Here is a 25,098-nt window from a genome sequence, read left to right as displayed (position 1 = left end):
AAGATGGCCGCAGCCCCTGAGGGCATGAAGGGCGCGTTCAACAATGTGCGCCGCACTTTTGCGCAGATGCCGGCCAGCATGCTGCAGACCTTCGAGGCCGGCGTCGAGGTGGCGCCAGGCATCCGCTCGATCGCGGCCTATGGCCACACACCGGGCCACACGCTGTTCCAGCTGCAGTCGGCCGGCCAGAGCTTCTTCTACATCGCCGACCTGACCAATGTGCCGGCGCTGTTCGCCCGCAACCCGGACTGGGCCGTCACTTTCGATATGGACGCCGAAGCCGCGCGCAAGGTGCGCCGCGAGGTGTTCAAGCGCATCGTCGACAGCAAGTCCATGCTGGGCGGCTTCCACTTCCCCTTCCCGGCCTTCGGCCGCATGGCCCCCAACGGGCAGGGCTACGCCTTCCAGCCGATCGCTTAAGAAGCATCGCCCTTGCAGCCCGGCAGGGGCGCTGACAATCCCCTGCCATGCTGATCAATCCAGACTTCTCATGCCGCGCCTGGCTGGCGGCCGACGACTACCAGTGGGTGGCGTCGCCCCAAGCCGGTGTGGAACGCGTGATGCTCGACCGGCTGGGCGGCGAGCGCGCCCGCGCCACCAGCCTGGTGCGCTATGCGCCGGACTCGGTCTTCCCGGCCCACGGCCATCCTGGCGGCGAGGAAATCCTGGTGCTGTCGGGCACCTTCTCGGATGACAGCGGGCACTACGGGCAGGGCTGGTATCTGCGCAATCCGCCAGGTTCGGCGCACAGCCCGGCCAGCGCCGAGGGCGCGCTGATCTTCGTGAAGCTGTGGCAGATGTCGGCGGACGACAGCGCCTCGGTGCGCATCGACACCCGCGATCCGCAGGCCTGGCAGCGAAATGGCTCGCGCGAGCTGTGCCCGCTCTACCGCAGCGCGGGCGAGCAGGTGTGCCTGCAGCGGCTGGGCGCCGACGCGCCGCTGAACCTAGACACGCAGGGCGGCGCCGAGCTGCTGGTGCTGGCGGGCGCACTGTCGGACGGGCCGCAGACGTTTGGGCGCGGCAGCTGGCTGCGCCTGCCGCCGGGCTCGGCCAGCGCCTTGCGCGCGGAGGCCGAAGGCGTAACGCTTTATCTGAAGACCGGCCATCTGAAGGTTTTGGCCGAGGCAGCAGCGTGAGCGCCCGCCAAGCCCGCGTCGCCATCGTCGGCGGCGGCCTGAGCGGCCTGCTGGCGGCGCGACTGCTGCAGCGCCAGGGCGTGCGTGATGTCGTGCTGTTCGAAGGGCGCGCGTCGCTGGGCGGCCGCATCCTCAGCGTCGATGCCTCCGGCAATAGCGTGGATGCCGGCGTACCGGCGCTGGACCGCTTCGACCTCGGGCCAAGCTGGTTCTGGCCCGGCATGCAGCCGCAGCTCGACCGGCTGATGCATGAACTCGGCCTGCAGCGCTTTGAGCAGTTCGAGACCGGCGAGATGCTGCTGGAGCGCTCGCCCCAGCAAGCCCCGCAGCGCTTGGCAGGCTATGCCAGCGAACCGGCCTCAATGCGCCTGGCCGGCGGCACCGGCGCGCTGATCGCAGCCCTGCAGCGCGACCTGGACCCAGGCCAGCTGCTCACCGGCCAGACGGTGCGCCAGCTGCGCCGCGTGGACGCACACATCGAGCTGCAGAGCGAAAACTCCGCGTGCGAAGCCTCCCACTGGCGCGTCGACCATGTGCTGCTGGCACTGCCGCCCCGGCTGGCGGCGCAGCGCATTGCCTTCGACCCGCCGCTGCCGCCCGCACTGGCGCGCCGCTGGCAGGCCACGCCCACCTGGATGGCGCCGCATGCCAAATACCTGGCGATCTACGAGCAGCCCTTCTGGCGTGAGCAGGGCCTGTCGGGCGCCGCGCGAAGCGCCTGCGGGCCGATGGTCGAGATCCACGATGTGTCCATGCCCGGTGGCCATGCGGCGCTGTTCGGCTTCGTCGGTGTGCCGGCCAAGGTGCGCGGCCAGGTGTCCGACGATGAGCTGCGCGCGCATTGCCGCGCGCAGCTGCGCCGCTTGTTCGGCGACGCGGCCGCCGCGCCGGTCGGCGAAGCGCTGAAGGACTGGGCCGCCGACGCGCTGACTGCCACCGAGGCCGACCAGGAAGCCAGCGGTCACCATGCAGAGGCGCCGCCCAGCCGCATCGACACCGGGCCCTGGCAGGGCTGCCTGAGCGGCATTGCCAGCGAATGGTCGCCCCAGTTTCCGGGCTACCTGGCCGGCGCGGTGGACGCTGCCACGCGCGGCGTGCAACGCTGGCTGGCCTCTATGGACGCTGAGGCTGGCGCACCCGCCCCGTAGATCCGGGCTGGCGCGCAAGGGGCGGCTGGTGCAGCCCTGTGCCCCGCCCCGCAAGGCGGGGAAAGGGTTGGCTCCGCCCCTCCGGGAGGCGACCGCCGTGTGATGGGAAGCAGTGCGGGCGCCGACCAGACTGTAGGCATCGCCTTGATCCCCGCAACGATCGCCTCAAGCCCTGGAGCCCCGCCATGCAAGCCCAAGCCCACCGCAACAGCACCGCCGCCGCCAGCCTCCTGTTCGGCGCTGCCGCAGAGAAGGCCTACGGCTGGTTCGACTCCAGCCTGGAGTTGCGCCAGGGCTGCACATGAGCGAGTTGTCGGACCGCGAGATGATGGCGCTGTGGCAGCAGCTCAAGGGCGGGCCAGCAGCCGCGCTGCACTAGCGCCGATCAGCGCCCGCGCGCTCAATCCTGGGACAGCTTGCGGGCGATGTAGAAGCCGTAGCTGAAGTAGGCGCGGTAACGCTCGTAGAGCTCCATCTCGCGGACATGCTCGTCGACGACCGCCTGCGCTTGCGCGCTGCCCTGGTGCGCCGCAAGAAAGGCTGCGAAGCGCGCCTGCAAGGGCCGGTAATAGGCGTCCAGCCAGCTCGATTCAGGCAGGGCAAAGTAGCCCAGCGGGCTGTAGCCATTGCGTTCAAGCAACGCCAGCTTGGCGGACGCGGTATCGACCTCCGCATACTCCGCGCGCCAAAAGGCGTCGATCTCGGCCGGGCGCTGCGCGCTCAGCCAGGTGAGCTCGGATACCGCGATCACACCCCCCACCTTGAGATAGCGCCGCCACTCCTGCAGGCCGCGCTCGAAGCCGATGTTGTAGATCGCCCCTTCCGACCAGATCGCATCCAGCGTTCCGGGCTGCAGCGGCAAGCTCTCCATCGAACCGGCCAGCGTGCGGATGCGCCCGCCCAGGCCGGCCTGGGCTGCGCGTGTATTCAACGCATCCAGGAAGCTGGGCAGGAAATCGATGGCCAGGATCTCGGCCTCCAGATCACGGGCGAGAACCAGTGTGGAAGCGCCCGTGCCGCAGCCGATATCAGCGATCTTGAGCCCCGAGCGGCCCGCCAGCCCCGAAAGGGCCAAAGCCTGGCGCGTCAGCCCATCCCCGCCAGGGCCCTGGCGCTCGCCGCCGAGATGCAGTTCGACCAGCAGTTGCAGATTCTCCAAGGCGATGCCTCCCTCGTTTCATGCAATCTTATTGGCTGCTACCGTCCGTATCGGGCTTGCCGGCGCCGGCCTTGACCCGCCCGCCCTTGGTGCCCGCGGCGTCGCCGCCTCCACCGGCCTGGGTAGTCTTGCGCAGCCGCTCGCGCGCCCACTGCCATACATCCTCGCTGAACACCGCACCGACCAGGCAGGTAAAGAACAGCACATAGGCATTGGGCGAAGCCTCACCGGCCGTGAAGACGGCCAGCCCACCCTTGACGGCCAGAAATACCACCAGTGCCGCCGACAGGCCGCGCACGACGATGCGCCCCACTTCCTCGATAGGCGGCTGCTCGGCGCGCTTCAAGTCACTGCGCACCACGGTCGAGATCGCGGCGCCCAGCAGCCCGAAGCCCAGCATGCCGGTGATCAGGGTCAGCGCCATCGAACGGGTGCGCAGCAGCCAGGTGGCGATCAGGCCGAACGGGCCCCAGCCGGCGCCGGGCTCGGGGGTGAGGAACTCGGTGGTCGCCGCTGGCGTCTCCACACAGGCCAGCGAATAGCTGCTGGCCAGGCGCGAAAGCTCGGACATCTGTTCCCAGATGCGGTCGCCGCGGGCCTCCGGCGCCATGCCGAGCAGATCCAGCAAGGCCTGTTTGCCGCGTTCGCTGCGTGCGTCGAGATCGCCGAGCGTGCGGGCGCAATCGCTCAGCTGCCGCGTGTGCGAGCCCACCACGCCGGAGAAGGCGCGCTGGATGTCCTTGAAGAAGTTGAGCCGCTCCTGGCTGCTCATCGGCAGGCCCAGCTCGACCTCGAAGGCACGCAGCGCCGAGGACTGCACTTTCCCCTGCTGGGCCAGCAAGGATTTGCCCAGCGACTGGGCACGCTGAAGAGCACGGCTGCGCTCCAGCTGAGCGGACTGCACGGCTTGCTGCACCTGCTCGTTGCCATACATCAGGGCTGCTGCCGGGCGGCCGGGCGGCGCCGGCTCCTGGCCGGGCTTGGCGGCTGCCAGCTGATCCAGCACCGCCTGCAGCGGCGCAGCGCGGGTGGCGGTATCCGGCCCCAGCAGGCGCTGCACATCTTCGGCCTTGCTCATCGAGGCCTGCAGCGCCTTGGCCAGGTTCTCGCTGCTCAGATTGGCGGGCACGCGCTCATCCTGCAGCCAGGGGATGGCCACGATGGAGGCGGCGCTGAAGAAGGCCCCCACCAGGAACACCAGGCCCAGGCCCAGCGCATGCTGCTGGGCAGCGCTCAGGCGCTGCAGCGCCGCCACCAGGCGCATGGTCTTCATCGGCGCACCGTTGGCGTCCAGTGCCTGCGCGCTGGGGCTGAACAGCTGGCCCAGCAGCGCCCAGCAGGCCAGCCACAGCAGCGCGTCCGGCATGGGCAGCTGGGCAGCCAGCACATTGATGACGCGCGCGATCTCGTAGCCGAAGAGCTGCAGCACCTCCAGCATGCGGTAGCTCATCTCGTCGACCGCGTAGCTCTTGGCATCGCTGCGGATCACGCGGGTGACGAAGGCGGTGCTGCGCTCGGGAAGCGTGTTCCACAGCTGGCCCAGCGCATAGACCGGCGCCAGCACCACCGTGCTGGCCACACGCGGAAACAGCAGGCTGGCCAGGCCCAGGCCGAGCAGACGCGCCAGCGCGGTGCTGCCGAACAGGCCGTGCGGGCCGAACGGCGCCTGGAACCAGCGCTTGAGCAGCACCCAGGCGCTCACCAGAATCGTCAGCACCAGCACCAGCACGAACACCAGCAGCCAGACCCGTGCCGCCGTGCCTTCCACCGCCTGCTGGTCCGCCAGCATCAGCGGCACCAGCATCAGCGCCAGCAAGGGGGCCGCCACCGCCAGGCACAGCAAGCCAACGCGCCCGATCCAGGCCAGCAAACGCAGCACGGGGTGGGACATGGCCGACTCTCCTGTGACGGGGGCACAGGGCCATTGCAGCCCCAAAGCGCCTGCACAGGTCAGCGGGTAGACCCCAGTACGGGGTCAGTAATGGACCTTAGATTGCGCGGCCTCAAGCCAGCTGCAGGCGTTTGGCCCGCGGCAGTGCGGGCAAGGCCGGCGGCGGGGTGTAGTGGAAGTCCTCAGCCGGCATCGGGCGGCCGTAATGCCAGCCCTGCGCCCAGTCGCAGCCTTCGCGGGCCAGCCAGGCGGCCTGTTCGGCGGTTTCCACGCCTTCGGCCAGCACATCCAGGTTGAGGCTGCGTGCCAGCACGATCACGGTGCGCGCAATCGCCGAGACGTTGGCGTCGCTGCCCAGTTCGGAGACAAAGCTGCGGTCGATCTTCAGCGTGCTGATCGGCATGCGCTTCAGGTAGGACAGCGAGGAATAGCCGGTGCCGAAATCGTCGATCGCCACCCGCACGCCGCGCTGGGTGAGCTGGGTCAGCAGCGTGATGGCCTGCTCGGCATCTTCCAGCAGCAGGCTCTCGGTCACCTCCAGCTCCAGCGCCTGTGGCGGGCAGCCGGTTTCGGCCAGGATGAAGTCCAGGGTCTGGATGAAATCGCTCTGGCGCAGCTGGCGCGCGGAGACATTCACCGCCACCTGTTGCGGCTTGCCCTCCACGCCCCGCCAGCGCACCGCCTGCGAGCAGGCTTCCTGCAGCACCCAGCGGCCCATCGGGATGATCAGGCCGGTGTCCTCGGCCAGCGGAATGAACTCGGCCGGCGAGATCGGGCCGCGGGTCGGGTGGCGCCAGCGCAGCAGCGCCTCGGCGCCCACCAGCGCGCCATCCGACAGGCGCACCTGCGGCTGGTATTCGATGCGAAATTGCGCCGCCTCGTTGGCCTGGCGCAGCGCGTGGGTCAGCTCGAAGCGCTGTTGCACCGCCTGCGTCAGCTCCGGGCGGTAGGCCTGCACGGTGTTGCGGGCATGCGCCTTGGCGCGGCACATCGCCGCCTCGGCATTGCGCAGCAGTTCGTCGACGTTCTTGCCGTCGGTCGGGAACAGCGCCAGGCCGATGCTGGCGCCCAGATTGAAGCGCTGACTGCCCACGATGATGGGCTCGTCCATGGCCTGGATCAGGCGGTCGCCCAGGCGCATCGCGGTTTCCTCGTCGACCAGGCCGGACAGCACGATGACGAATTCGTCGGCGCCGACGCGGGCCACCGAGTCGCTGGCGCGCAGCACGTTGATGAAGCGCGCGGCGGCTTCCTTCAGCACCGCATCGCCGGCGGCATGGCCGGCGATGTCGTTGACGTCGCGGAAGCCGTCCAGGTCGATGTAGAGCACGGCCACGCTGGTGTGGTCACGCTCGGCAATGCCCACCTGGCGCTCGATGCGGTCGCGCAGCAGGGCGAGGTTGGGCAGGCCGGTCAGCCGGTCGTGCAGCGACTGGTGCAGCAGCGCGGCCTCGGTGTGCTTGATCTTGGAGATGTCGGTCAGCACCAGCAGATGCTGCAGCGGACTGGAGCTGCTGGGTTGCACGCGGACCATGGTGGCCCACACCGGCACCGGCTCACCGTCACGGCGGCGCAGCATCAGCTCGCCGCACCATTTGTTCTCGCGGTCCAGGCCCGACCACAGCTGCTCCAGCACCTCGGGGGGCTGCTCGCCCAGGCACAGCGGCTGCGGCATCTGGCCCAGCACATCGCGCAGGTCATAGCCGCTGATCGTGTAGAAGGCCGGATTGGCATCGACGATGCGCGCCTGCTCGTCCAGCAGCAGGATGCCTTCGGCGCAGTGCTCGAACACCACGGCCGCGCGGCGCAGCTCTTCCAGCGCCATCTGCAGCTCGGTCATGTCGCGCGCCACGCCCAGCACGCCCAGCGATTCGCCGGCAGCCGTCACCGGCGCCTGCTGCATGTCCAGGCACAGGCGCAAGCCATCGCTGCTGCGCGCCCAGGCGCGGCCTTGAGCGGGCAGCGCTTGCGGCAGATCGGTGTCGCACTTGCCCTGCAGCTCGGCCTCGGACAGGCCGACCAGGCGCTCGAAGGCGGGATTGCAAGCTTCGAAGGCGCCGCTGGCGTCCTTGAAATAGACCCCGTCGGGGATGGCGTTCAGCAAGGCCGCCAGGCGGCTGCGTTCGCGCTTTTCGTGCTCAAGCTCGATGCGGCGCTTCTTCAGCCAGCGGCGTTGGCGCTGCACCAGCACCAGCGTGGCGCCCATGGCGATGGCACCGACCACGCAGAACGCGCTCAGCCACAGCACGGGTCCGGTCCAGACGATGGCACCGGACTGGATGGGCTCCGCCCAGGCCGGCAGGGCTGGCGTCAGCGCAACTCCAGCCAATGGCCGGTAAAGGCAACGGTTGATCAAACTCATAGGTGCTAGGCAGACCTCTGGTTCGCGACATCCCGGGCTGGACCGCCCCGGCGGGTGACTGCATTTTTTCCCGACACCCGTGCATTTGCCGGGTGTTCCCTCGTATTCGGCCTATCGGGAGTGTCGGTGCCCAGCTTGAGACTGACTAGGGTTTACAGGGACGCCGCCAGCTGCGTTCCTTGCAATATTGCACGCTTGGCATCCAGTTCGCCGGCCTCCAGCGCCCCGCCGACCAGGTGCACCTTGACGCCGGCGGCCTGCAGCGGCGCCTGCAATTCGCGCAGCGGCAGTTGGCCGGCGCACAGCACGATGGTGTCGGCCTCGATCAGCTGGGTGTCGGCACGCTTCTCGCCGTAGCTGACCCACAGGCCCTCGGGCGTGATGGCTTCGTAGTTGACGCCGCCCAGCATCTCGACGTTCTTCATCTTCAGCGCGGCGCGGTGAATCCAGCCGGTGGTCTTGCCCAGGCCCGCGCCCAGCTTGCCGGCCTTGCGCTGCATCAGCGTGATCTGATGCCTGGGCGCCTCGGGTGCGGGGCGCAGCAGGCCACCACGCACCTCGGCCGGGTCGCCCACGCCCCAGTGGCGGCGCCAGGCGGCGGCGTCCAGCGTCAGGCTGTGGCCAGCTTCCAGCAGGTACTCAGCCACGTCGAAGCCGATACCGCCGGCGCCGACGATGGCCACCTTCGGACCCACCGTGCCGCGGCCCTGCAGCACATCGATATAGCTCAAGACCTGACCCCGGGCCTCGCCCTCGGCCTGGCCCTTGATCTGCGGGTCTCGCGGAGTCACGCCGGTGGCCAGCAGCACCTCGTCGAAGCCTTTCAGCTCTTCAGCGGTAACGCGGCGGTTCAGCTGCAGCTCGACACCGGTCACCTCGATGCGGCGGCGGAAGTAGCGCAGCGTCTCGCTGAACTCTTCCTTGCCGGGGATCTTCTTGGCCAGGTTGAACTGGCCGCCGATCTCGGCCGCGGCATCGATCAGCGTCACCGCATGGCCGCGCTCGGCCAGCGTGGTGGCCGCTGCCAGGCCGGCCGGGCCGGCGCCGACCACGGCGATCTTCTTGCGCGGCGCTGAAGCCGTGGCGATGGGCACGATCTTCAGCTCGGTCTCGTAGGCGGCGCGCGGGTTGACCAGGCAGGTGGAGATCTTTTGCGCAAATGTGTGGTCCAGGCAGGCCTGGTTGCAGGCGATGCAGGTGTTGATCTCGTCGGCGCGGTTCTCGCGCGCCTTCTTCACGAAGTGCGGATCGGCCAGGAAGGGCCGCGCCATGCTGACCATGTCGGCGCTGCCCTCAGCCAGCACGCTCTCGGCCACCTCGGGCGTGTTGATGCGATTGCTGGTGATCAGCGGCGTGTTGATGCCCTCGGCGCGCAGCTGGTCGCGCAGCTTCTTGGTGACCCACGAGAAGCCGGCGCGCGGCACGCTGGTGGCGATGGTGGGAATGCGCGCCTCATGCCAGCCGATGCCGGTGTTGATGATGGTGGCACCGGCCTTGACGACGCCGCGCGCCAGCTGCGCGACTTCATCCCAGCTGCTGCCATCGGGGATCAGGTCCAGCATCGACAGGCGGTAGATGATGATGAAGTCGCGGCCCACGGCCTCACGGGTGCGCTCCAGGATCTCCAGCGGCAGGCGCATGCGGTTCTCATAAGAGCCGCCCCATTGATCGGTGCGATGGTTGGTGTGCTTCACCAGGAACTGGTTGATGAAGTAGCCCTCGGAGCCCATCACCTCGACGCCGTCGTAGCCGGCCTCGCGCGCCAGCTTGGCGCAGCGCACGAAGGCACGGATCTGGCGCTCGATGCCACGGGCACTCAGCTCACGCGGCGTGAAGGGCGTGATCGGCGACTGGATGCGCGACGGCGCCACGCATAGCGGGCTGTAGCCGTAGCGGCCGGTGTGCAGGATCTGCAGCGCGATCTTGCCGCCCTCGGCATGCACGGCGCGCGTGATGGTGGCGTGGCGCCGCGCCGCGCCCGAGGTGGCCAGCGTGCCGGCAAAGGGCTTGGCCCAGCCCTCGATATTGGGCGCGAAGCCGCCGGTGACGATCAGCCCCACCTCGCCGCGCGCGCGCTCGGCAAAGTATTCGGCCATGCGCTCGAAATGCTTGCGGCCGTCTTCCAGACCGGTGTGCATGCTGCCCATCAGCACGCGGTTCTTCAGCGTGGTGAAGCCCAGGTCCAGCGGCGCGAGCAGCTGCGGATAAGCGGTCGACGAGGTGGCGGACATGGCGATCTCCTGCGTGCTCTCTGTTTATGCAACCCGTTGCACAATTTTCGGCGGACTATAGCCCTGGGCTTGCCGTTTGTGCAACGGGTTGCATAAACTGCCCTCTCTAGAAACCGAAGCCCTCATGTCGCTGCCCCACGCCCTGCTGACCGCCCTGCTGGAACACCCCTGCTCCGGCCTGGAGCTGGCCGCGCGCTTCGAGCGCTCGATCGGCTATTTCTGGCATGCCACGCACCAGCAGATCTATCGCGAGCTGGCGCGCATGGAGGGCGAAGGCTGGATCAGCGGCGAGGCCACCGGCGAGGGCCGCGGCGGCAAGAAGCGCTACCAGGTGCTGGCCGGCGGCCGGCGCGAACTCAAGGCCTGGGCCAGCCGCGAGCAGGACCCGGCGCCACACCGCGAGGCCCTGATGGTGCGCCTGCGCGCCGAGGCGGTGCTGGGCGGCACGCGCGTGGCCGACGAGCTGCAGCGCCGCCTGACGCTGCACCAGGGCCAGCTGGCGCATTACCAGGCGCTGGAGGCACGCGACTTCCTGGCTGAAGGCAGCCCGGACGACCGCGCCGCCCGCATCCAGCACCTGATTCTGAAGGCCGGCATCCAGGTTGAGCAGCTGTGGGTGGACTGGTGCGCCGAGGCACTGGACCTGCTGGCCGAGCCGGAGCCGGCCGCCAGGCGCCGGCGCTGACGCGCAACGATGCGCCCGGCTGTGCGCGGCTCGCCCTTGGGCGAATCGCCGGGCGGCACAGGCGACAGCGCTGGGGCAAGATAGGCCCCCATGCCCGACTCCCGCCACGCAGCCACCCAACGCCTGGCCCTCTGGGTCGGCCTGCTCACCATCCTGGCCTGGGGCATCAACTTCCCGATCCAGAAGGCGCTGCTGAACGCGATGCAGCCCTCGGGCTTTCTGTTCCTGCGCTTCGCCGCGATGCCGCTGATGGTGGCGGCCCTGCTGCTGGTCCGCTACGGACGCGCTTGGCCGCGCCTGCCGCGCAGCGAGCTCTGGGCCATCGCCCGCCTGGGCCTGCTGGGCCAAGGCCTGCATCTGGCGCTGGCCAGCTATGGCGTGCACTGGAGCACGCCCTTCTCAAGCTCGGTGCTGCTGGCCTGCGGGCCGGTGTTCACGCTGCTGATCCTGCGCGCCTGGGGCGTCGAGCGTCTGCAGCGCCCGCAGATCGCCGGTATCGCGGTAGCCGCCTGCGGCGCCCTGCTCTTCATGTCCGACAAGCTGCTGGCAGCCGACTGGCGCGCCAGCGGTGGCGACCTGGTGCTGCTGACCGCCGCCGCGCTGTTCTCCTACTACACGGTGGCGGCAAAGCCACTGATCGAGAAGCATGGCGCGATGCTGGTGTTCAGCTATGCCACGCTGGCCTCCAGCCTGCCGGTTCTTCTCTACGCCACCCCTGGCGCGCTGCGGGTGGACTGGCAGGCCGTCAGCCCGCTGCTGTGGGCCGGCGCGGTCTGGGCCGTGGTCGGCGTGGGCTTCTGGAGCTGGCTGAGCTGGGGCTGGGTCAACGCCCAGCGCGGCGTGGCGCGCACTGCGCCGCTGATCTACCTGATGCCGCCGATCGCCGGCCTGACCGCCTGGCTCACCACCGGCGAAAGCTTCACCGGCATCAAGCTGCTAGGCGCCGCGGTGACGCTGGGCGGCGTGGCGCTGGCGCAGTTTGCCGCCGCGCCGAGAACCGAAGCGACCCACAGCGTGCCGCCGATTGACTGAGCCCGCACACAAGCGCCGGAAGGCGCTTGTGGCTGGCGAAGGCCAAGCGGCGATACCAGCCGGTTGGCTGAGCCCCCAGGCTCAGCCGCGCCAGCGCCGCGGCCAGGCCTGTTTCAGCAGCTCCAGCAGCAAGCCGCAGAGCAGCCCGCAGCCCAGCGCCGCGGCCAGCCAGGGCCAGGGTGGCAGGACGAATCGGAACACCTCGCGCAGCGGCGTGATGGCCAGCGCCGCCGCCAGCAACAGCGCAGTGGCGCCCAGCACCTTCCAGAGCAAGGCATTCGGCCGCAGCCAGCCGGCGAACCAGCGCCCGCTGGCCGAGCGGTTGGCCAGGATCAGCGCCACATTGCCGCTGACCAGCGCAACAAAGGCCAGCGCCCGCGCGCTGTCGGCCGGCAGGCCGAGCCGTGCCAACGCATACAGCCCCGCCACCAGCGCCAGCAGCACCAGGCCCTGGGCCGCGCTCCAGGCCAGCAGGCCGGGCGAAAACAGCGGCGCGGCCGGGTCGCGCGGCGGCCGCTGCATCACATCATCCTCCTCGGGCTCGGCCTCGAATACCACCGAGCACACCGGGTCGATCAGCAGCTCCAGGAAGGCGATGTGCACCGGCGTCAGCAGCGGCGGCCAGCCCAGCAGCAGCGGCAGCAGCGACAGGCCGGCGATCGGCACATGCACGGCCAGCACAAAGGCCATGGCCTTGCGCAGGTTGTCGTAGATGCGCCGGCCCAGGCGCACCGCCTGCGTGATGGCATCGAAGTTGTCGTCCAGCAGCACCAGGCCGGCAGCCTCGCGCGCCACATCGGTGCCGCGGCCGCCCATCGCCACGCCGATGTCGGCGGCCTTCAGCGAAGGTGCATCATTGACGCCGTCGCCGGTCATCGCCACCACCTCGCCCTGCGCGCGCAAGGCCTGGACGATGCGCAGCTTCTGCTCGGGCCGGATGCGCGCATAGACGGCGTGGCGGCGCAGCGCCTGGGCCAGCGCGGCATCGTCCATCGCGGCAATCTCGGTACCGGTCAGCGCCGGCAGCCCGCCATCCAGGCCGGCCTGCTCGGCAATCGCCGCCGCGGTGACCGGGTGGTCGCCAGTGATCATCAGCACGCGCAGGCCAGCCGCGCGGCATTCGCGGATGGCCGCCGGCACCTCGGGGCGCAGCGGATCGGCAAAGCCCACCAAGCCCAGCCACTCCCAGGCGAAGCCGGCGGGTGATTCGGGCCAGGCCTGATCTGCCGGCCAGACCGCCCGCGCCACGCCCAGCACGCGCAGGCCGCGCGCCGCCATCGCCGTGGCCTGCTGGGCCAGCGCGGCCTGGCCTTCAGGCGGCAGGCGGCACAGGCCGGCCACCGCCTCGGAGGCGCCCTTGATGGACACCACCTGGCCAGCGTCGCCGCGCCACACATGGGTCATGGCCGGCAGCGCGCCGCTCAGTGCGTACTCATGCACCAAGGTCCAGGCTGGGTGCTGGCGGTGGGCCGGCAGGCGCTGCTGGCCCAGCGCGTGCAGCGCACGCTCCATCGGATCGCTGGCCTCGGATTCGCTGGCCAGGATGGCGTGCTCCAGAAGCGGGTGCAGTGCCTCCGGCAAGACCTTCCCGTCGTCGCGCCAGGTCAGCCCAGCACCAGCGGCTCCGGCCAGCTCGGCCACCGCCATCTTGTTGAGCGTCAGGGTGCCGGTCTTGTCGCTACACAGCACGGTGGCCGAACCCAGCGTCTCGATGGTGGCGGCGCGGCGTGCCAGCACGCGCTGGCGCGACAGCCTCCACGCCCCCATAGCCATGAAGACCGTCAGGATCAGCAGGAACTCCTGCGGCAGCATGGACATCGCCAGGCTGATGCCGGCCAGCAGGCCGCCCAGCCAGTCGCCGCGCAGCAGGCCCCACAGCGTGACCACCACCGCGCTGACGACCAGCCCCAGCACCGAGAACAGCCGCACCAAGCGGCGCGTCTGCCGGTGCAGCGGCGTCGGCGGCGCGCCGATATCGCTCAGCGACTTGCCGATGCGGCCGATCTCGCTGCGCGGCCCGGTGGCCGTCACCTGCGCCAGGGCCTGCCCGCCCGTCACCAACGTGCCGGCGAAGACGCGCGCGACATCGCCCTCGGCGCCAACACGCTTGTCCACCGGCAACGATTCGCCGCTGAGCAGGGACTCGTCGAGCTGCAGGTCATGGGCCGTGATCAGCGTCGCATCCGCCGCCACGCGATCGCCATCCGCCAGCAGAAGCAGATCGCCCAGCACCACCTCGCGGCCGGCAATGCGCTGCGTCTCACCGTCGCGGCGCACCAGCGCGCGCGGGCTGGTCAGGTCGCGCAAGGCCTCCAACACGCGCTCGGTGCGCTGCTCCTGGCTCAGGCTGATCAGCACCGTCACTGCGACGAAGCCCAGCAGCATCAGCGCCTCGCCCCGGTCGCCCAGCAGCAGGTAGATGCCTCCGGCCGCCAGCAGCAGCAGCAGCATGGGCTCGCGCAGCAGCTCGGCCAGCATCTGCCACCAGCGCCGGCGCTGCGGCGGATTCAGCTCATTGGGGCCGTCGGCCTGCAGGCGCCGTGCGGCTTCCTCGGCACTCAGGCCGCGGGGTGGAGCTTCATTCATCGGGTGCGCGTCAGGCCTGCTGGCGCAGACCGGTCCAGACCCGCCCGCCCAGCTGCATCAGCAGCAGGCCAGCCGCTGCCGCCACCGCGCAGCACAGGGCCTGCACCAGCACTTCCGCCTCCGCCGGCGCGAAGCGGCGCAGATAGATCGCCAGCAGCGCCAGCGCCAGCCAGCGGCACAGGCGCTGCTGGCCGGGCGACAAGGTCTGCAGCAGCGTGCCCGCATACAGGAACAGCGCCGAGGCCACGAAGACCAGCGTGAACAAGGTGTTGGCGATGCCCACCATGGCCCCGGCCGGATCGGCGTACAGCAGATAGGGCACGAAGCCCAGGCACAGCAGGCCCAGCGCCCGGGCCATGATGCGGGCCCGGCCCTCGGCATGCGCGTCGCACAGGCCGTCCGCCGGGCCGATCTTGGCCATCAGCGGCAGCAGCAGCAGGCCCAGCAGGCCGGCGCCCGCATCGATCAGCAGCGTCAGCGGATAGCCCAGCGCCTCCACAGCGATGCCCTGCCAGGTGGCGGCAAAGGCGATCGCCAGATTCATCATTGCCATATAGGCGGTGAACTGCGTGCCAGCCACACGAGGGTTGGTCACGTCCATGAAGACCGCGGTGCGCGTGCCATACATCAGGCCCATGCCGACGTTGAAGGCGATGGTGGCGATCCACAGCTGCTGGATCAGCGCCGGCAGCGGCGCGCCGCCCGGCGCACGCGGCATCTGGTAGCCGTGGCTGTGCAAAACCCAGGCCATATAGAGCACTGGCAGGCTCATCAGCGCGGTGTAGAAGGCCAGCATGCGGCGCTGGCCGAGGCGGTCGGACAGCAGACCTCCCACCACCATGCAGACGCCACTGGTGAGGCTGGAGACCAGCGTCAGCTGGGCCAACGCACTGTCCTTCATGCCAAGCTCCACGGCCAGGCCGCTCTGCAGCGCCAGGCTCAGCGACATCGCCCCCATCGGCAGCAGCGCGAAGAACACCGCCGCAAACGCAGCGCGTGAGCCCAGGAAGGACTGGAAGGCCTGCACCGCGAAGCCGCGCATCTCGGCCGAAATGGCCTGCAGGCGGCTGCGCCCGTGCAGCTGCACCAGCTGGGTGGCGATGGCCTCGCGCATCGGCAGCACCACCAGCGTGGTGACCATAAGGATGGCCGCGGCCACCAGAACGAAGCTGCCCTGGAATCCGGTGTATGGCAACAGGAACAGCACGCCGGCCCCACCGATCGCCTGCCCCAGCGAGGCGCCGGCGAACATCAGCCCGTTGGCCAGACCGCGCTCGTCCTCGCCCAGGCTGTTGACGGCCAGCGCGTCGATGGCCACGTCCTGCATCGCGCCGAAGGTGTTGTGGATCAGCAGGATGCCGGTGAACAGCGCCAGCCCCTGCGGCAGCGGCACCCAGATCAGCATCAGCAGCGTGGCCGCCAGCATCAACTGCGTGCCCATAATCCAGGCCCGGCGGTGGCCGAAGCGCTGCGAGCGGAACACATCGACCATCGGCCCGAAGGCCCACTTGAAGGCCCAGGGCAGATAGAACGAGGCCACGAAGGCGCCGATTTCGGCCGGCCCCACGCCCATGCGGCGTAGCTGCGAGGCCACCGCTGTGGCCGCGAAACCGAGCGGGATGCCCTCGGTGATGTAGAGCATGAAGAAGGCCGTCAGGCGCCCCTTGCGGGACGCGAGCAGATTGGGCAAGCGGAGCATCAAGGCCGTTCTCCGGAGGCAGCAGGGATGCGGCGATTATTGACCCGGCCCGTGATCGCGCGGACTCGCGGAGACCGACTCAGCATCGCCTTAAGAAAGCCCTAAGCGGGCAGCGGCACGATCAGTGCCATCAAGGAGTTGCCCCCATCATGCGCCTCAAGACCTGGCCCCTAGTTTCCTTTGCCCTGCTGCTGGCTCTGGCCGCCGCCACCGCCCACGCCACCACGCCTGCGGCGCAACTGGCGCGCTTCAGCGCCGAGGCCGGACGGGCCGGCGATGCGGCGCAGGGACAGCGCCTGTTCACCACCCGCCAAGGCGGCGAATGGAGCTGCGCATCCTGCCACCATGCCCAGCCCACCAAGCCGGGCCGCCACGCCGCCACCGGCAAGACGATTGACACCTTGGCGCCGGCCTTCAATCCGGCCAGCTTCACCGACGAAGCGCGGGTCAACAAATGGTTCCGCCGCAACTGCAAAGAGGTGCTCTCGCGCGAGTGCAGCGCGGCCGAGAAGGCCGACATCACCGCTTGGCTGATCACGCTCAAGCCCTGAGGAGCGCCGCAATGAAACACTGGACTTATGCTCCGTTCGCTTTGCTGACCCTGATGTTCAGCGCCCCAGTCCTGGCAGACAGTGATCACGAGCGCCTCAAGGCGCCGGATCTGCCGCTCTACCGCCAGGAATGTGCCAGCTGCCACACCGCCTACCCGCCCGGCATGCTGCCGGCCGCCTCGTGGCGGCGCGTGATGGGCAGCCTGGACAAGCATTACGGCAGCGATGCCGCCGTGGACGCCACCACGCTGGACAAACTGAACCGCTATCTGCTGGCCCATGCCGCGAACAGCGGCAGCAAGTACGGGCGCGAACAGCCGCCTGAAGACCGCATCACCCGGGCTGCCTGGTTCAAGCGCGAGCACGACGAGGTGCGCGCCGATGTCTGGAAGCGCGCCCCCATCAAGAGCGCCGCCAACTGCGCGGCCTGCCACCCCGGCGCCGACAAAGGAGATTTCAATGAGCACGCTGTCCGCATCCCCCGCTGATTCCAGCGGCACCCCTGTCGCGGCTTCGCGCCGCGTGGTGGACGCGCCCACCCGCATGGTCCACTGGCTGATGGCGCTGAGCTTCACCGGCGCCTACCTCACGGCCGAGACCGAACGCTGGCATCTGCTGCACATCACGCTGGGCTACACGCTGCTGGGCCTGATCGTCTGGCGCCTGGTGTGGGGTCTGCTGGGCCCGCGGCGCAGCCGCCTGGGCGCCCTCTTCAGCCGCCTCGGCCAGGCGCCGGCGCTGGCGCGCGCCTGGATGGGCGGCCAGGGCAATCTGCTGGCCAGCCAGCAGTGGCTCAACGCGCTGGCCATCGTGGCCATCCTGGTGCTGGGCCTGGTGGTGACGGTTAGCGGCTTCGGCCTTGAACAGGACTGGCTGGGCGATCTTCTGGAAGAGCTGCACGAAGGCTCGGGGGAGGCCATGCTGGCCATGGTGCTGGCGCATCTGGGCCTCATCGCGCTGGCCGCCGTGCTCAAGCGCCAGAACACGGTGCTGCCGATGATCACGGGCCGAATGCCCGGCCGCGGCCCGGACCTGGTGAAGCAGAGCATGGGCTGGCTGGCCGCGCTGATCCTGGCGGCCGTGGTCGGCTTCTGGATCTGGCAATGGCAGAGCGCGCCGGCCGACACCGGCCCGCTGGACGGCCGGCCGGCGATCAGCCGCAGCCAGAACCGCGGCCACGACGACGACTGACGACAGCGCCACAATCAACATCATGCGAGTGCTGCTGGTCGAAGACGATGCACTGCTGGGCGACGGCCTGCGGGCCGGGCTGCGCCAGCTGGGTTTCCAGGTGGATTGGGTGCGCGATGGCCTGGCGGCCGAGCGCGAGCTGCGCGCCGAGCCCTATGCCGCCGCGGTGCTGGACCTGGGCCTGCCCGGCAAGGATGGTCTGGAGGTGCTGGCCGGCCTGCGTGCTGGCGGCCTGACGCTGCCGGTGCTGGTGCTGACCGCGCGCGATGCCATTCCGGACCGGATCCGCGGCCTGGACCTGGGCGCCGACGACTATGTGGCCAAGCCCATCGACCTGCATGAGCTGGGCGCGCGGCTGCGCGCGCTGGTGCGTCGCGCCCATGGCCAGACGCAAGAGCGCTTGAGCGCCCAGGGCGTGCTGCTGGACCCGGCCGCGCGCAGTGTCAGCCGCGACGGCCTTGCAGTGACGCTGTCCACCCGCGAGTTCGATCTGCTGCAGCTGCTGATGCTGCAACCCGGCCGCGTGCTGTCGCGCGAGCAGCTGGAACAGCAGCTCTATGCCTGGGGCCAAGAGGTCGAGAGCAATGCCATCGAGGTGCATGTGCATCACCTGCGCAAGAAGCTCGGGCCTGAGCTGATCCAGACCGTGCGCGGCGTCGGCTATGTGCTGATGAAAGACGTCCCGCCAGGAGCGCCGCGATGAGGATGACGCTGCGGCTGCGGTCGCTGCAAGGCCGGCTGCTGGCCCTGGTGCTGAGCCTGGTGCTGGGCCTGTGGCTGATCAGCGCCGCGGTGGTCTGGCGCGATGCGCGACGGGAGCTCGACGAGCTGCTGGACGCCCACCTGGCGCAGGCGGCGGCCCTGCTGGTGGCCCAGCAGGTGCATGAGCTGGAGGATGACGACGACCGCGGCATTGACGCGCCCAGCCTGCACCGCTATGCGCCCAAAGTGGCCTTCCAGGTCTTCCATGAAGGCCAGCTGGTGCTGCGCTCGGCGCAGGCCCCGCTGAGCCCGATGGTGGCCGAGGGCGCCGCAGCCGGCGAACGGCGCGAGGGCTTCAGCGATGTCAGCCTGGACGGTCAGGCCTGGCGCGTCTTCAGCACCCGCGGCGCCGAGCGCGATATCCAGGTCCATGTGGGCGAGCAGATCGACTCGCGCGCGGCCATCCTGCGCGCAGTGCTGCGCGGCGCGCTGTGGCCGCTGCTGCTGGCGCTGCCGCTGCTGGCACTGGCGCTGTGGTGGGCGGTACGGCGCGGCACCCGGCCGCTGCGCGAGCTGGGCCAGCGCCTGGCCGAACGCCAGCCGCAGGATCTGCAGCCGGTGCAGCTGGGCGCCGACACGCCCAGCGAGATGGCGCCGCTGCTGGAGGCGCTGAACCGCCTGTTCGAGCGCATCGCCGAGCTGCTGGCCGCGGAGCGCCGCTTCACCGCCGATGCCGCGCACGAGCTGCGCACGCCCATTGCCGCCATCCGCACCCAAGCCCAGGTGGCGCTGGGCGAAAGCGACGACGCGCTGCGCCGCCATGCGCTGCAGGCCACGCTGCAGGGCTGCGACCGCGCCACGCGCCTGGTGGACCAATTGCTGACGCTGGCCCGGCTGGAAGCCGGCGCCCAGCCGGCCGGCACGCCGGTGGAGCTGCGCGCGCTGGCCCAGCGCGTGCTGGCCGAGCTGGCACCGGCAGCGCTGGCGCGCGGGCAAGACCTGACCCTGGAGGCGTCCGAGCCGTGCCCGGTGAACGGCAACGAGACCCTGCTGGCGGTGCTGCTGCGCAATCTGGCCGACAACGCGCTGCGCTACAGCCCGCCCGGCGCCCAGGTGCTGGTGCGCCTGGCCGCGCTGGACGGCAGGGTCCGGCTGACGGTGGCCGACAGCGGCCCGGGCCTGGCCGAGGCGGATCTGGCGCGCCTGGGCGAGCGCTTCTTCCGCGTGCTCGACGCCGGCCACAGCGCCAACCAAAGCGGCAGCGGCCTGGGCTGGTCCATCGTGCGGCGCATCGCCGCCGCCCATGGCGCCAGCGTGCTGGTCGCACGCAGCCCGGCGCTCGGCGGCCTGGATGTGGGGGTGGATTTCGCGTCGGCTCGCTGAAACCGCGCCGAGCGCCCGTGCCGCCGCGACACCAGGCGGGCCTGAGCGACTAGCGCATTCCCCGTCTAGGCACGGCCTTGCGCTTGGGCTCAGAATCCCGCCTTTGCACTACACACAGCGCTGCCCCACAAGGGCGGCCCGCCCGACATGAAGCTTTCGCTGACCACCCTCGCCCTGGCTCTGGCCCTGTCCACGCCGCTGACGCATGCCGCGGCCCCCGCCACCGGCGCCGCCGTGGCCTGGTTGCCGGCGTCAGCCGATGCAGACATCGATCGCGCCTTTGCGCAAGCCCGCGCCGAGAAGAAGCCAGTGCTGCTGTACTGGGGCGCCAAGTGGTGCCCGCCCTGCAACCAGCTGAAGGCCACGCTGTTCAATCGCCAGGACTTCATCGAGCTGACCCAGGCGGTGGTGGCAGTGCATGTGGACGGCGACAACCCCGGCGCGCAGAAGCTGGGCACGCGCTTCAAGGTGCGCGGTTATCCGACCGTGATCCTGTTCAAGGCCGACGGCAGCGAGATCACCCGCCTGCCCGGCGAAGCCGATGCGCCGCAGGTGATCCGCGTGCTGCAGCTGGGCCTGTCGGGCGGCCGTTCGGCCAAGGCCGTGCTGGCTGACGCAAAGGCCGGCAAGACGCTCAGCGCCAACGAGTGGCGCATGCTGGGCTTCTACAGCTGGGAAGGCGATGAACAACAGCTGGTGCCGGCCGCTGAGCGCCCCGCCCTGCTGGCCCAGCTGGCCGTGGCCAGCAAGGGCGTCGACGAGGAAACCACCACGCGCCTTTGGCTCAAGGCCCTGGCCGCCAGCGACGAGGGCAAGGGTGTGAAGCCTGACGCCGCACTGCAGGCGCTGACCCGCAAGGTGCTGGCCGAGCCGGCGCTGGCGCGCACACACATGGACGTGCTGAGCAATGGCGCGAACGACATCGTCAAGGTGCTGAGCGCCGCCGGCAGCCCCGAGCGGGCCGCGCTGCTGCAGGCATTCGAGGGCGCGCTGAAGCGCCTGGAAACCGACATGACGCTGTCGCGCGCCGACCGCCTGGGCGCGCTGCTGGCGCGCGTGCAGCTGGGCCGCGTCGAGCAGCCCAAGGACGCGCTCAGCCCCACGCTGAGCCCGGCGCTGCTGAAGGAAGTGGGCGAGCATGTGGCACGCGCCGACCGCGAGATCCGCGACGGCTACGAGCGCCAGGCCGTCATCACCTCGGCCGCCTATGTGCTGGGCCAGGCGGGGCTGTGGAAGGAGTCGGACGAGCTGCTCAAAAGCAATCTGGCCAAGAGCCACTCGCCTTACTACCTGATGAGCCAGCTGGGCGGCAATGCCCGCAAGCAGGGCCGCAAGGATGAGGCGCTGCGCTGGTACGAGGAAGCCTTCAACAAGAGCGAAGGCCCGGCCACCCGCCTGCAATGGGGCTCGGGCTACTTCAACGCGCTGGTCGATCTGGCCCCACAGGACCAGGCCCGCATCGAGAAGACCGCGGCCCAGCTGTTCAGCGAAGCGGCCAAGGACAAGGGCGCCTTCTACGAGCGCAGCGCGCGCTCGCTGCAGCGCGTGGGCACCAAGCTGGCCGACTGGAACAAGGACGGCCAGCATGAAGCCGTGCTGGCGCGCCTGAAGACGCAGCTGAACGGCATCTGCGCCAAGGTCGAGACCGCCGACCAGCAACGCGCCACCTGCGAAGGCCTGATCAAGGCGCCCGCCAAGAAGTCCTGAGGCAAGGCTTGCCCCCAGGCGGGGCAGGCATCCGCCGGATGCCGCCATCCATGCGCCGAATGCTGCAGCCCGTCACATCGGGCTGCAGGCCGGCAGACCCCGCGCTGAGAATGCACGCCACGCCACCGCCCGGTGGCAGCCCCATGTGTTCACCCCCCGGAGGTTTTGGATGAAGAGCAGCAAACACAACAGCAAGAAGATGCAGCTGGCCCTGATCGGTGCCGCTGCCCTGACGACCCTGCCCGCGCTGAGCCTGGCCCAAACCACGCCAGCAGCCACCGCGACCAGCACCCAGCAGGCCAGCACCGCCCCGATCCCGCTGCGCGACTTCTTCCGCAGCCCCGAGCGCGCCTACTACCGCCTCAGCACCAGCGGCCAGTGGATGAGCTTCATGCAACCCGCCGTGGGCGATGGCGGCACGGCCAAGCGCATGAATCTGTTCGTGCAGGCCTTCGACGGCAAGCAGCTGGTCGGCGAGCCGCGCCAGCTGACGCGCGAAAGCGCCCGCGACATCGGCGGCTACTTCTGGAAGGGCGACAACACCCTGCTGTATGTGAAGGACTTCGGCGGCGACGAGAACTTCCACGTCGTGGCGGTGGACGTCAAGAGCGGCAAGGTGACCGACCTGACCCCTGGCGACGCGCTGCGCGCCGAGCTCGTCAACGACCTGCGCGACGACCCCGAGCACATCCTGGTCAGCCACAACCAGCGCGACAAGCGCGTGTTCGACGTGGTGCGCATCAATGTGAAGACCGGCGCGCAGACCGTGGTGGCGCAGAACCCGGGCAATATCGTCGGCTGGCAGACCGACCATGCCGGCAAGGTGCGCATGGCCATCGCCAGCGACGGCGTCAACAACACGCTGCTCTACCGCGACAAGGAAGACGAGGCCTTCAAGCCCATCATCACCACCGACTTCCGCACCAGCGTCGCGCCGGCGCTGTTCGACTTCGACAACAAGAAGTTCTACGCCACCTCCAACCGCGGCCGCGACAAGTCGGCCCTGGTGCTGATCGATCCGGCCAAGCCTGCGGCCGAGGCCGAGCAACTGGTCTATGCCCATCCGGACGTGGACGTGGCCGGCGCCAGCTACTCGCGCCTGCGCAAGGTGCTGACCACGGCCAACTTCGTCACCGACAAGCCGGGCGAGCATTTCTTCGACGCCGACACGCGCCGACTGATGGAGCGCCTGCGCGCCAAACTGCCGGGCTATGAGGTGAGCCTGCAGAGCGCCACCGACGACGAGCAGCGCTTCATCGTCGCCGCCTCCAACGACCGCACGCCGGGCGCGCGCTATGTCTACGACCGCAAGAGCGATGCGCTGGTGAAGATGGGCGATATCGCGCCCTGGCTGCCCGAGGCGCGCATGGCCCGCATGCAGCCCATCAGCTACAAGAGCCGCGACGGCCTGACCATCAACGGCTACCTGACGCTGCCGGCCGGCAAGGAACAGGCCAAGAACGTGGCCTGCGTGATCAACCCGCACGGCGGCCCCTGGGCCCGCGATGTCTGGGGCTACAACCCCGAGATCCAGTTCCTGGCCAGCCGCGGCTACTGCGTGCTGCAGATGAACTTCCGCGGTTCCACCGGCTATGGCCGCGCCTTCTGGGAGGCCAGCTTCAACCAGTGGGGCCTGAAGATGCAGCACGACATCACCGATGGCGTGCAGTGGCTGATCAAGCAGGGCGTGGCCGATCCCAAGCGCATCGGCATCTATGGCGCCAGCTACGGCGGCTATGCCACGCTGGCCGGCATCACCTACACGCCCGATCTGTATGCCGCGGCGGTGGACTATGTGGGCGTGAGCAATCTGCTGACCTTCATGAACAGCATCCCGCCCTACTGGAAGCCCTTCCTGGACCAGCTGCATGCGATGGTGGGCCATCCCGAGCGTGACAAGGAACGCCTGACGGCCACATCGCCGGCACTGAACGCCGACAAGATCAAGACCCCGCTGTTCATCGCCCAGGGCGCCAAGGACCCGCGCGTGGTCAAGAGCGAGAGCGACCAGATGGTGGAGGCGCTGAGGAAGCGTGGCGTGACCGTGCAATACATGGTCAAGGACAACGAAGGCCACGGTTTCGCCAACGAGGAAAACCGCTTCGAGTTCTACGAGGCGATGGAGAAGTTCCTGGCGCAGCACCTGAAGCCCTGAGTCAGGGGGCAAGGGCTGTGAAAGTGGAAAGGGGGCTGCGGCCCCCTTTTTCATTTCATGGCGCGTCGCTGTCGGCTTCGCGGGGGAGCGCAGGAGAGCAGGCAGGCCTGATGCTTCGTGTCCCCCGGCCGCTGCGCGTCCTCCTCCTTTACCTTCGCATCAGACCTGCCCGCTCCCCTGCTTGCGCGGTGGCGATGGGCCGGTGTTTGCTTGCAGCCCGGTAGGTTGGGGTGAGTCCACGAACCCCAACATTCACCTGTGGAGCAAGGCATAGGTGGCGAGACGGGCGACGACCTTTGTTGGGGTTCACTGCATTCACCGCCAAGCTACCCGCCGATCACCGCTCATGGCATGAACGGCGGCTCACGGCCTGAAGCGCAGCCCCTGGGCCGCTCAACATCGGCTCGCCAGCTTGTACAGTTCCGGACTTCGCCCGAGCAAACAAGCTGTACGACCCGATGCCCAAAACCTCTCACAAGCCCTTCGTCATCGGTGTCGCAGGGGGCAGCGGCAGCGGCAAATCGACGGTGACGCGCCAGGTCCTGGCTGCCATCGGGCCGGACAACGTGGCGGTGGTGATGCAGGATGACTACTACCGCGACCAGTCCCACATGCCGCCAGAGGACCGGCGCAAGCAGAACTACGACCATCCCGATGCCTTTGACTGGCCGCTGATGGCGCAGCACCTGGCCGCGCTGCGCAAGGGTGAGGCGATAGCGATGCCGGTGTATGACTTCGCGGCCGACAACCGCTCCAGCGAAACCATCACCGTGAAGCCCGCACCGGTGATCCTGGTCGAGGGCCTGTTTGCCTTGTACGACACCAAGCTGCGCAACATGATGTCGCTGAAGATCTATGTGGACACGGCCTCGGACGTGCGCTTCATCCGCCGGCTGCAGCGCGATATTTCGGAGCGTGGCCGCAGCACCGAGTCGGTGGTGAACCAGTACCTGGAGACCGTGCGCCCCATGCACAAGCAGTTCATCGAGCCGACCAAGCGCAACGCCGACGTGATCCTGCCGCACGGTGCCAACGGTCCGGCGGTGGACATCATCACCACCAAGGTGATGAGCTTGTTGCAGGACGACAGGCAGCGTGGCTGACTGAGCCCCAGGCGCCCGTCGCCTGCGTGGCCTAGAGGGCACCGTCTCGCTGCTCTTGCCGACTTGAAAGGCCGTCTTCGGCGAGGCAAGCCTTGTGCGGCTCAGGCATAGGTTCAGCGTCTGCTCGCCGTCTCTGAGTTCCCGGCTACCGTTGACCGCTCAGAGTCGACAGCTGTCAGTCATGGCGGGTGGCGAAATGGTCGGCATACAGCCTGAATGAAGCCGCAGAACCTGGGCGTCGGCTTCGCAGCGTAAGCGCAAAGCAGCCGGCGTTCTTGCCCGACTGATCAGCGCTTGATACGGGATGCCGCGTAGGCGACGCATTCGACGATGCCAAGCGAGCTCAGCCAGACCTGCTTGTCGAGGTCGCTGTT

Annotated in this window: 18 protein-coding genes and 1 pseudogene; 13 read left to right on the top strand and 6 right to left on the bottom strand. The window is 69.3% G+C overall.

Annotated elements, in window-relative coordinates; genetic code table 11:
• From ACIQ67_RS13660 to ACIQ67_RS13650, 3 genes and pseudogenes are all read left to right on the top strand, one after another.
• Nucleotides 1–420 (top strand): annotated as a pseudogene (locus tag ACIQ67_RS13660) (MBL fold metallo-hydrolase); the annotation flags it as partial.
• 47 nt (nucleotides 421–467) lie between these two features.
• The gene (locus tag ACIQ67_RS13655; protein WP_397534918.1) at nucleotides 468–1,139 is read left to right on the top strand and encodes a cupin domain-containing protein; all 672 of its coding nucleotides are present in this window, start codon (nucleotides 468–470) and stop codon (nucleotides 1,137–1,139) included.
• Nucleotides 1,136–2,287 (top strand): flavin monoamine oxidase family protein, encoded by a 1,152-nt coding sequence (locus tag ACIQ67_RS13650; RefSeq protein WP_397534917.1) that lies wholly within the window; start codon nucleotides 1,136–1,138, stop codon nucleotides 2,285–2,287. The genes ACIQ67_RS13655 and ACIQ67_RS13650 overlap by 4 nt, the downstream gene beginning before the upstream one ends.
• Nucleotides 2,288–2,687: 400 nt before the next feature.
• On the opposite strand, the gene ACIQ67_RS13645 is transcribed toward ACIQ67_RS13650, so the two are convergent.
• The 4 genes from ACIQ67_RS13645 to ACIQ67_RS13630 all read right to left on the bottom strand — a co-directional run bounded on the left by ACIQ67_RS13645 (nucleotide 2,688) and on the right by ACIQ67_RS13630 (nucleotide 9,930).
• Entirely contained in the window at nucleotides 2,688–3,446 is a 759-nt protein-coding gene (locus ACIQ67_RS13645; protein WP_397534916.1) for a class I SAM-dependent methyltransferase, read from the bottom strand.
• 28 nt (nucleotides 3,447–3,474) lie between these two features.
• Nucleotides 3,475–5,337, bottom strand: coding sequence for a hypothetical protein (locus ACIQ67_RS13640; protein ID WP_397534915.1), 1,863 nt, complete (start codon nucleotides 5,335–5,337; stop codon nucleotides 3,475–3,477).
• 112 nt (nucleotides 5,338–5,449) lie between these two features.
• The gene (locus ACIQ67_RS13635) at nucleotides 5,450–7,699 is read right to left on the bottom strand and encodes a putative bifunctional diguanylate cyclase/phosphodiesterase (protein ID WP_397534914.1); all 2,250 of its coding nucleotides are present in this window, start codon (nucleotides 7,697–7,699) and stop codon (nucleotides 5,450–5,452) included.
• A 152-nt stretch (nucleotides 7,700–7,851) separates the two neighbouring features.
• On the bottom strand, nucleotides 7,852–9,930 hold the full coding sequence (locus ACIQ67_RS13630) for an FAD-dependent oxidoreductase (RefSeq protein ID WP_397534913.1): 2,079 nt from the start codon (nucleotides 9,928–9,930) through the stop codon (nucleotides 7,852–7,854).
• 124 nt (nucleotides 9,931–10,054) lie between these two features.
• On the opposite strand from ACIQ67_RS13630, the gene ACIQ67_RS13625 reads away from it, so the two are divergent.
• Both ACIQ67_RS13625 and ACIQ67_RS13620 read left to right on the top strand, forming a co-directional pair.
• The gene (locus ACIQ67_RS13625; protein ID WP_397534912.1) at nucleotides 10,055–10,615 is read left to right on the top strand and encodes a PadR family transcriptional regulator; all 561 of its coding nucleotides are present in this window, start codon (nucleotides 10,055–10,057) and stop codon (nucleotides 10,613–10,615) included.
• 90 nt (nucleotides 10,616–10,705) lie between these two features.
• A complete protein-coding gene (locus ACIQ67_RS13620; RefSeq protein ID WP_397534911.1) occupies nucleotides 10,706–11,647 on the top strand; it encodes a DMT family transporter in 942 nt (313 codons plus the stop codon).
• Between the two features lie 81 nt (nucleotides 11,648–11,728).
• On the opposite strand, the gene ACIQ67_RS13615 is transcribed toward ACIQ67_RS13620, so the two are convergent.
• Nucleotides 11,729–14,233 carry a cation-translocating P-type ATPase gene (locus tag ACIQ67_RS13615; protein WP_397534910.1) on the bottom strand — a complete coding sequence of 835 codons (2,505 nt, stop codon included), beginning with the start codon at nucleotides 14,231–14,233 and terminating at the stop codon, nucleotides 11,729–11,731.
• Nucleotides 14,234–14,243: 10 nt separating this feature from the next.
• Complete coding sequence (locus ACIQ67_RS13610) at nucleotides 14,244–15,932, bottom strand: MFS transporter (protein ID WP_397534921.1); 1,689 nt, start codon at nucleotides 15,930–15,932, stop codon at nucleotides 14,244–14,246.
• A gap of 149 nt (nucleotides 15,933–16,081) precedes the next feature.
• Between ACIQ67_RS13610 and ACIQ67_RS13605 the strand changes: the two genes are divergently transcribed.
• From ACIQ67_RS13605 to udk, 8 genes are all read left to right on the top strand, one after another.
• Nucleotides 16,082–16,483 (top strand): DUF1924 domain-containing protein, encoded by a 402-nt coding sequence (locus ACIQ67_RS13605; RefSeq protein ID WP_397534909.1) that lies wholly within the window; start codon nucleotides 16,082–16,084, stop codon nucleotides 16,481–16,483.
• Between the two features lie 11 nt (nucleotides 16,484–16,494).
• Nucleotides 16,495–16,971 (top strand): diheme cytochrome c, encoded by a 477-nt coding sequence (locus tag ACIQ67_RS13600; protein WP_397534908.1) that lies wholly within the window; start codon nucleotides 16,495–16,497, stop codon nucleotides 16,969–16,971.
• Complete coding sequence (locus ACIQ67_RS13595; protein ID WP_397534907.1) at nucleotides 16,943–17,674, top strand: cytochrome b/b6 domain-containing protein; 732 nt, start codon at nucleotides 16,943–16,945, stop codon at nucleotides 17,672–17,674. Before ACIQ67_RS13600 ends, ACIQ67_RS13595 begins: the two co-directional genes overlap by 29 nt.
• A gap of 22 nt (nucleotides 17,675–17,696) precedes the next feature.
• A complete protein-coding gene (locus ACIQ67_RS13590; protein ID WP_397534906.1) occupies nucleotides 17,697–18,377 on the top strand; it encodes a winged helix-turn-helix domain-containing protein in 681 nt (226 codons plus the stop codon).
• Between the two features lie 2 nt (nucleotides 18,378–18,379).
• Nucleotides 18,380–19,759 carry an ATP-binding protein gene (locus tag ACIQ67_RS13585; protein ID WP_397534920.1) on the top strand — a complete coding sequence of 460 codons (1,380 nt, stop codon included), beginning with the start codon at nucleotides 18,380–18,382 and terminating at the stop codon, nucleotides 19,757–19,759.
• A gap of 147 nt (nucleotides 19,760–19,906) precedes the next feature.
• A complete protein-coding gene (locus tag ACIQ67_RS13580) occupies nucleotides 19,907–21,466 on the top strand; it encodes a thioredoxin family protein (protein ID WP_397534905.1) in 1,560 nt (519 codons plus the stop codon).
• A 199-nt stretch (nucleotides 21,467–21,665) separates the two neighbouring features.
• Complete coding sequence (locus ACIQ67_RS13575; RefSeq protein WP_397534919.1) at nucleotides 21,666–23,621, top strand: prolyl oligopeptidase family serine peptidase; 1,956 nt, start codon at nucleotides 21,666–21,668, stop codon at nucleotides 23,619–23,621.
• A gap of 458 nt (nucleotides 23,622–24,079) precedes the next feature.
• Nucleotides 24,080–24,724, top strand: coding sequence for a uridine kinase (udk, locus tag ACIQ67_RS13570; protein ID WP_397534904.1), 645 nt, complete (start codon nucleotides 24,080–24,082; stop codon nucleotides 24,722–24,724).
• The last annotated feature ends 374 nt before the right edge of the window (nucleotides 24,725–25,098 follow it).

The organism is Roseateles sp. (assembly GCF_044373315.1).
Taxonomy (GTDB): Bacteria; Pseudomonadota; Gammaproteobacteria; order Burkholderiales; family Burkholderiaceae_C; genus JACDQM01.
Note: the sequence above shows the minus strand (reverse complement) of the source record. Positions and strands in the feature narration are given on the sequence as shown.

Bases quoted from the DNA above. Each gene is read 5' to 3' on its own strand.
- ACIQ67_RS13605 (WP_397534909.1), top strand. From the start codon at position 16,082: ATGCGCCTCAAGACCTGGCCCCTAGTTTCCTTTGCCCTGCTGCTGGCT.
- ACIQ67_RS13575 (WP_397534919.1), top strand. From the start codon at position 21,666: ATGCAGCTGGCCCTGATCGGTGCCGCTGCCCTGACGACCCTGCCCGCG.
- ACIQ67_RS13625 (WP_397534912.1), top strand. From the start codon at position 10,055: ATGTCGCTGCCCCACGCCCTGCTGACCGCCCTGCTGGAACACCCCTGC.
- udk (WP_397534904.1), top strand. From the start codon at position 24,080: ATGCCCAAAACCTCTCACAAGCCCTTCGTCATCGGTGTCGCAGGGGGC.
- ACIQ67_RS13620 (WP_397534911.1), top strand. From the start codon at position 10,706: ATGCCCGACTCCCGCCACGCAGCCACCCAACGCCTGGCCCTCTGGGTC.
- ACIQ67_RS13640 (WP_397534915.1), bottom strand. From the start codon at position 5,337: ATGTCCCACCCCGTGCTGCGTTTGCTGGCCTGGATCGGGCGCGTTGGC.
- ACIQ67_RS13595 (WP_397534907.1), top strand. From the start codon at position 16,943: ATGAGCACGCTGTCCGCATCCCCCGCTGATTCCAGCGGCACCCCTGTC.
- ACIQ67_RS13610 (WP_397534921.1), bottom strand. From the start codon at position 15,932: ATGCTCCGCTTGCCCAATCTGCTCGCGTCCCGCAAGGGGCGCCTGACG.
- ACIQ67_RS13585 (WP_397534920.1), top strand. From the start codon at position 18,380: ATGACGCTGCGGCTGCGGTCGCTGCAAGGCCGGCTGCTGGCCCTGGTG.
- ACIQ67_RS13600 (WP_397534908.1), top strand. From the start codon at position 16,495: ATGAAACACTGGACTTATGCTCCGTTCGCTTTGCTGACCCTGATGTTC.
- ACIQ67_RS13635 (WP_397534914.1), bottom strand. From the start codon at position 7,699: ATGAGTTTGATCAACCGTTGCCTTTACCGGCCATTGGCTGGAGTTGCG.
- ACIQ67_RS13590 (WP_397534906.1), top strand. From the start codon at position 17,697: ATGCGAGTGCTGCTGGTCGAAGACGATGCACTGCTGGGCGACGGCCTG.
- ACIQ67_RS13580 (WP_397534905.1), top strand. From the start codon at position 19,907: ATGAAGCTTTCGCTGACCACCCTCGCCCTGGCTCTGGCCCTGTCCACG.
- ACIQ67_RS13615 (WP_397534910.1), bottom strand. From the start codon at position 14,233: ATGAATGAAGCTCCACCCCGCGGCCTGAGTGCCGAGGAAGCCGCACGG.
- ACIQ67_RS13630 (WP_397534913.1), bottom strand. From the start codon at position 9,930: ATGTCCGCCACCTCGTCGACCGCTTATCCGCAGCTGCTCGCGCCGCTG.
- ACIQ67_RS13655 (WP_397534918.1), top strand. From the start codon at position 468: ATGCTGATCAATCCAGACTTCTCATGCCGCGCCTGGCTGGCGGCCGAC.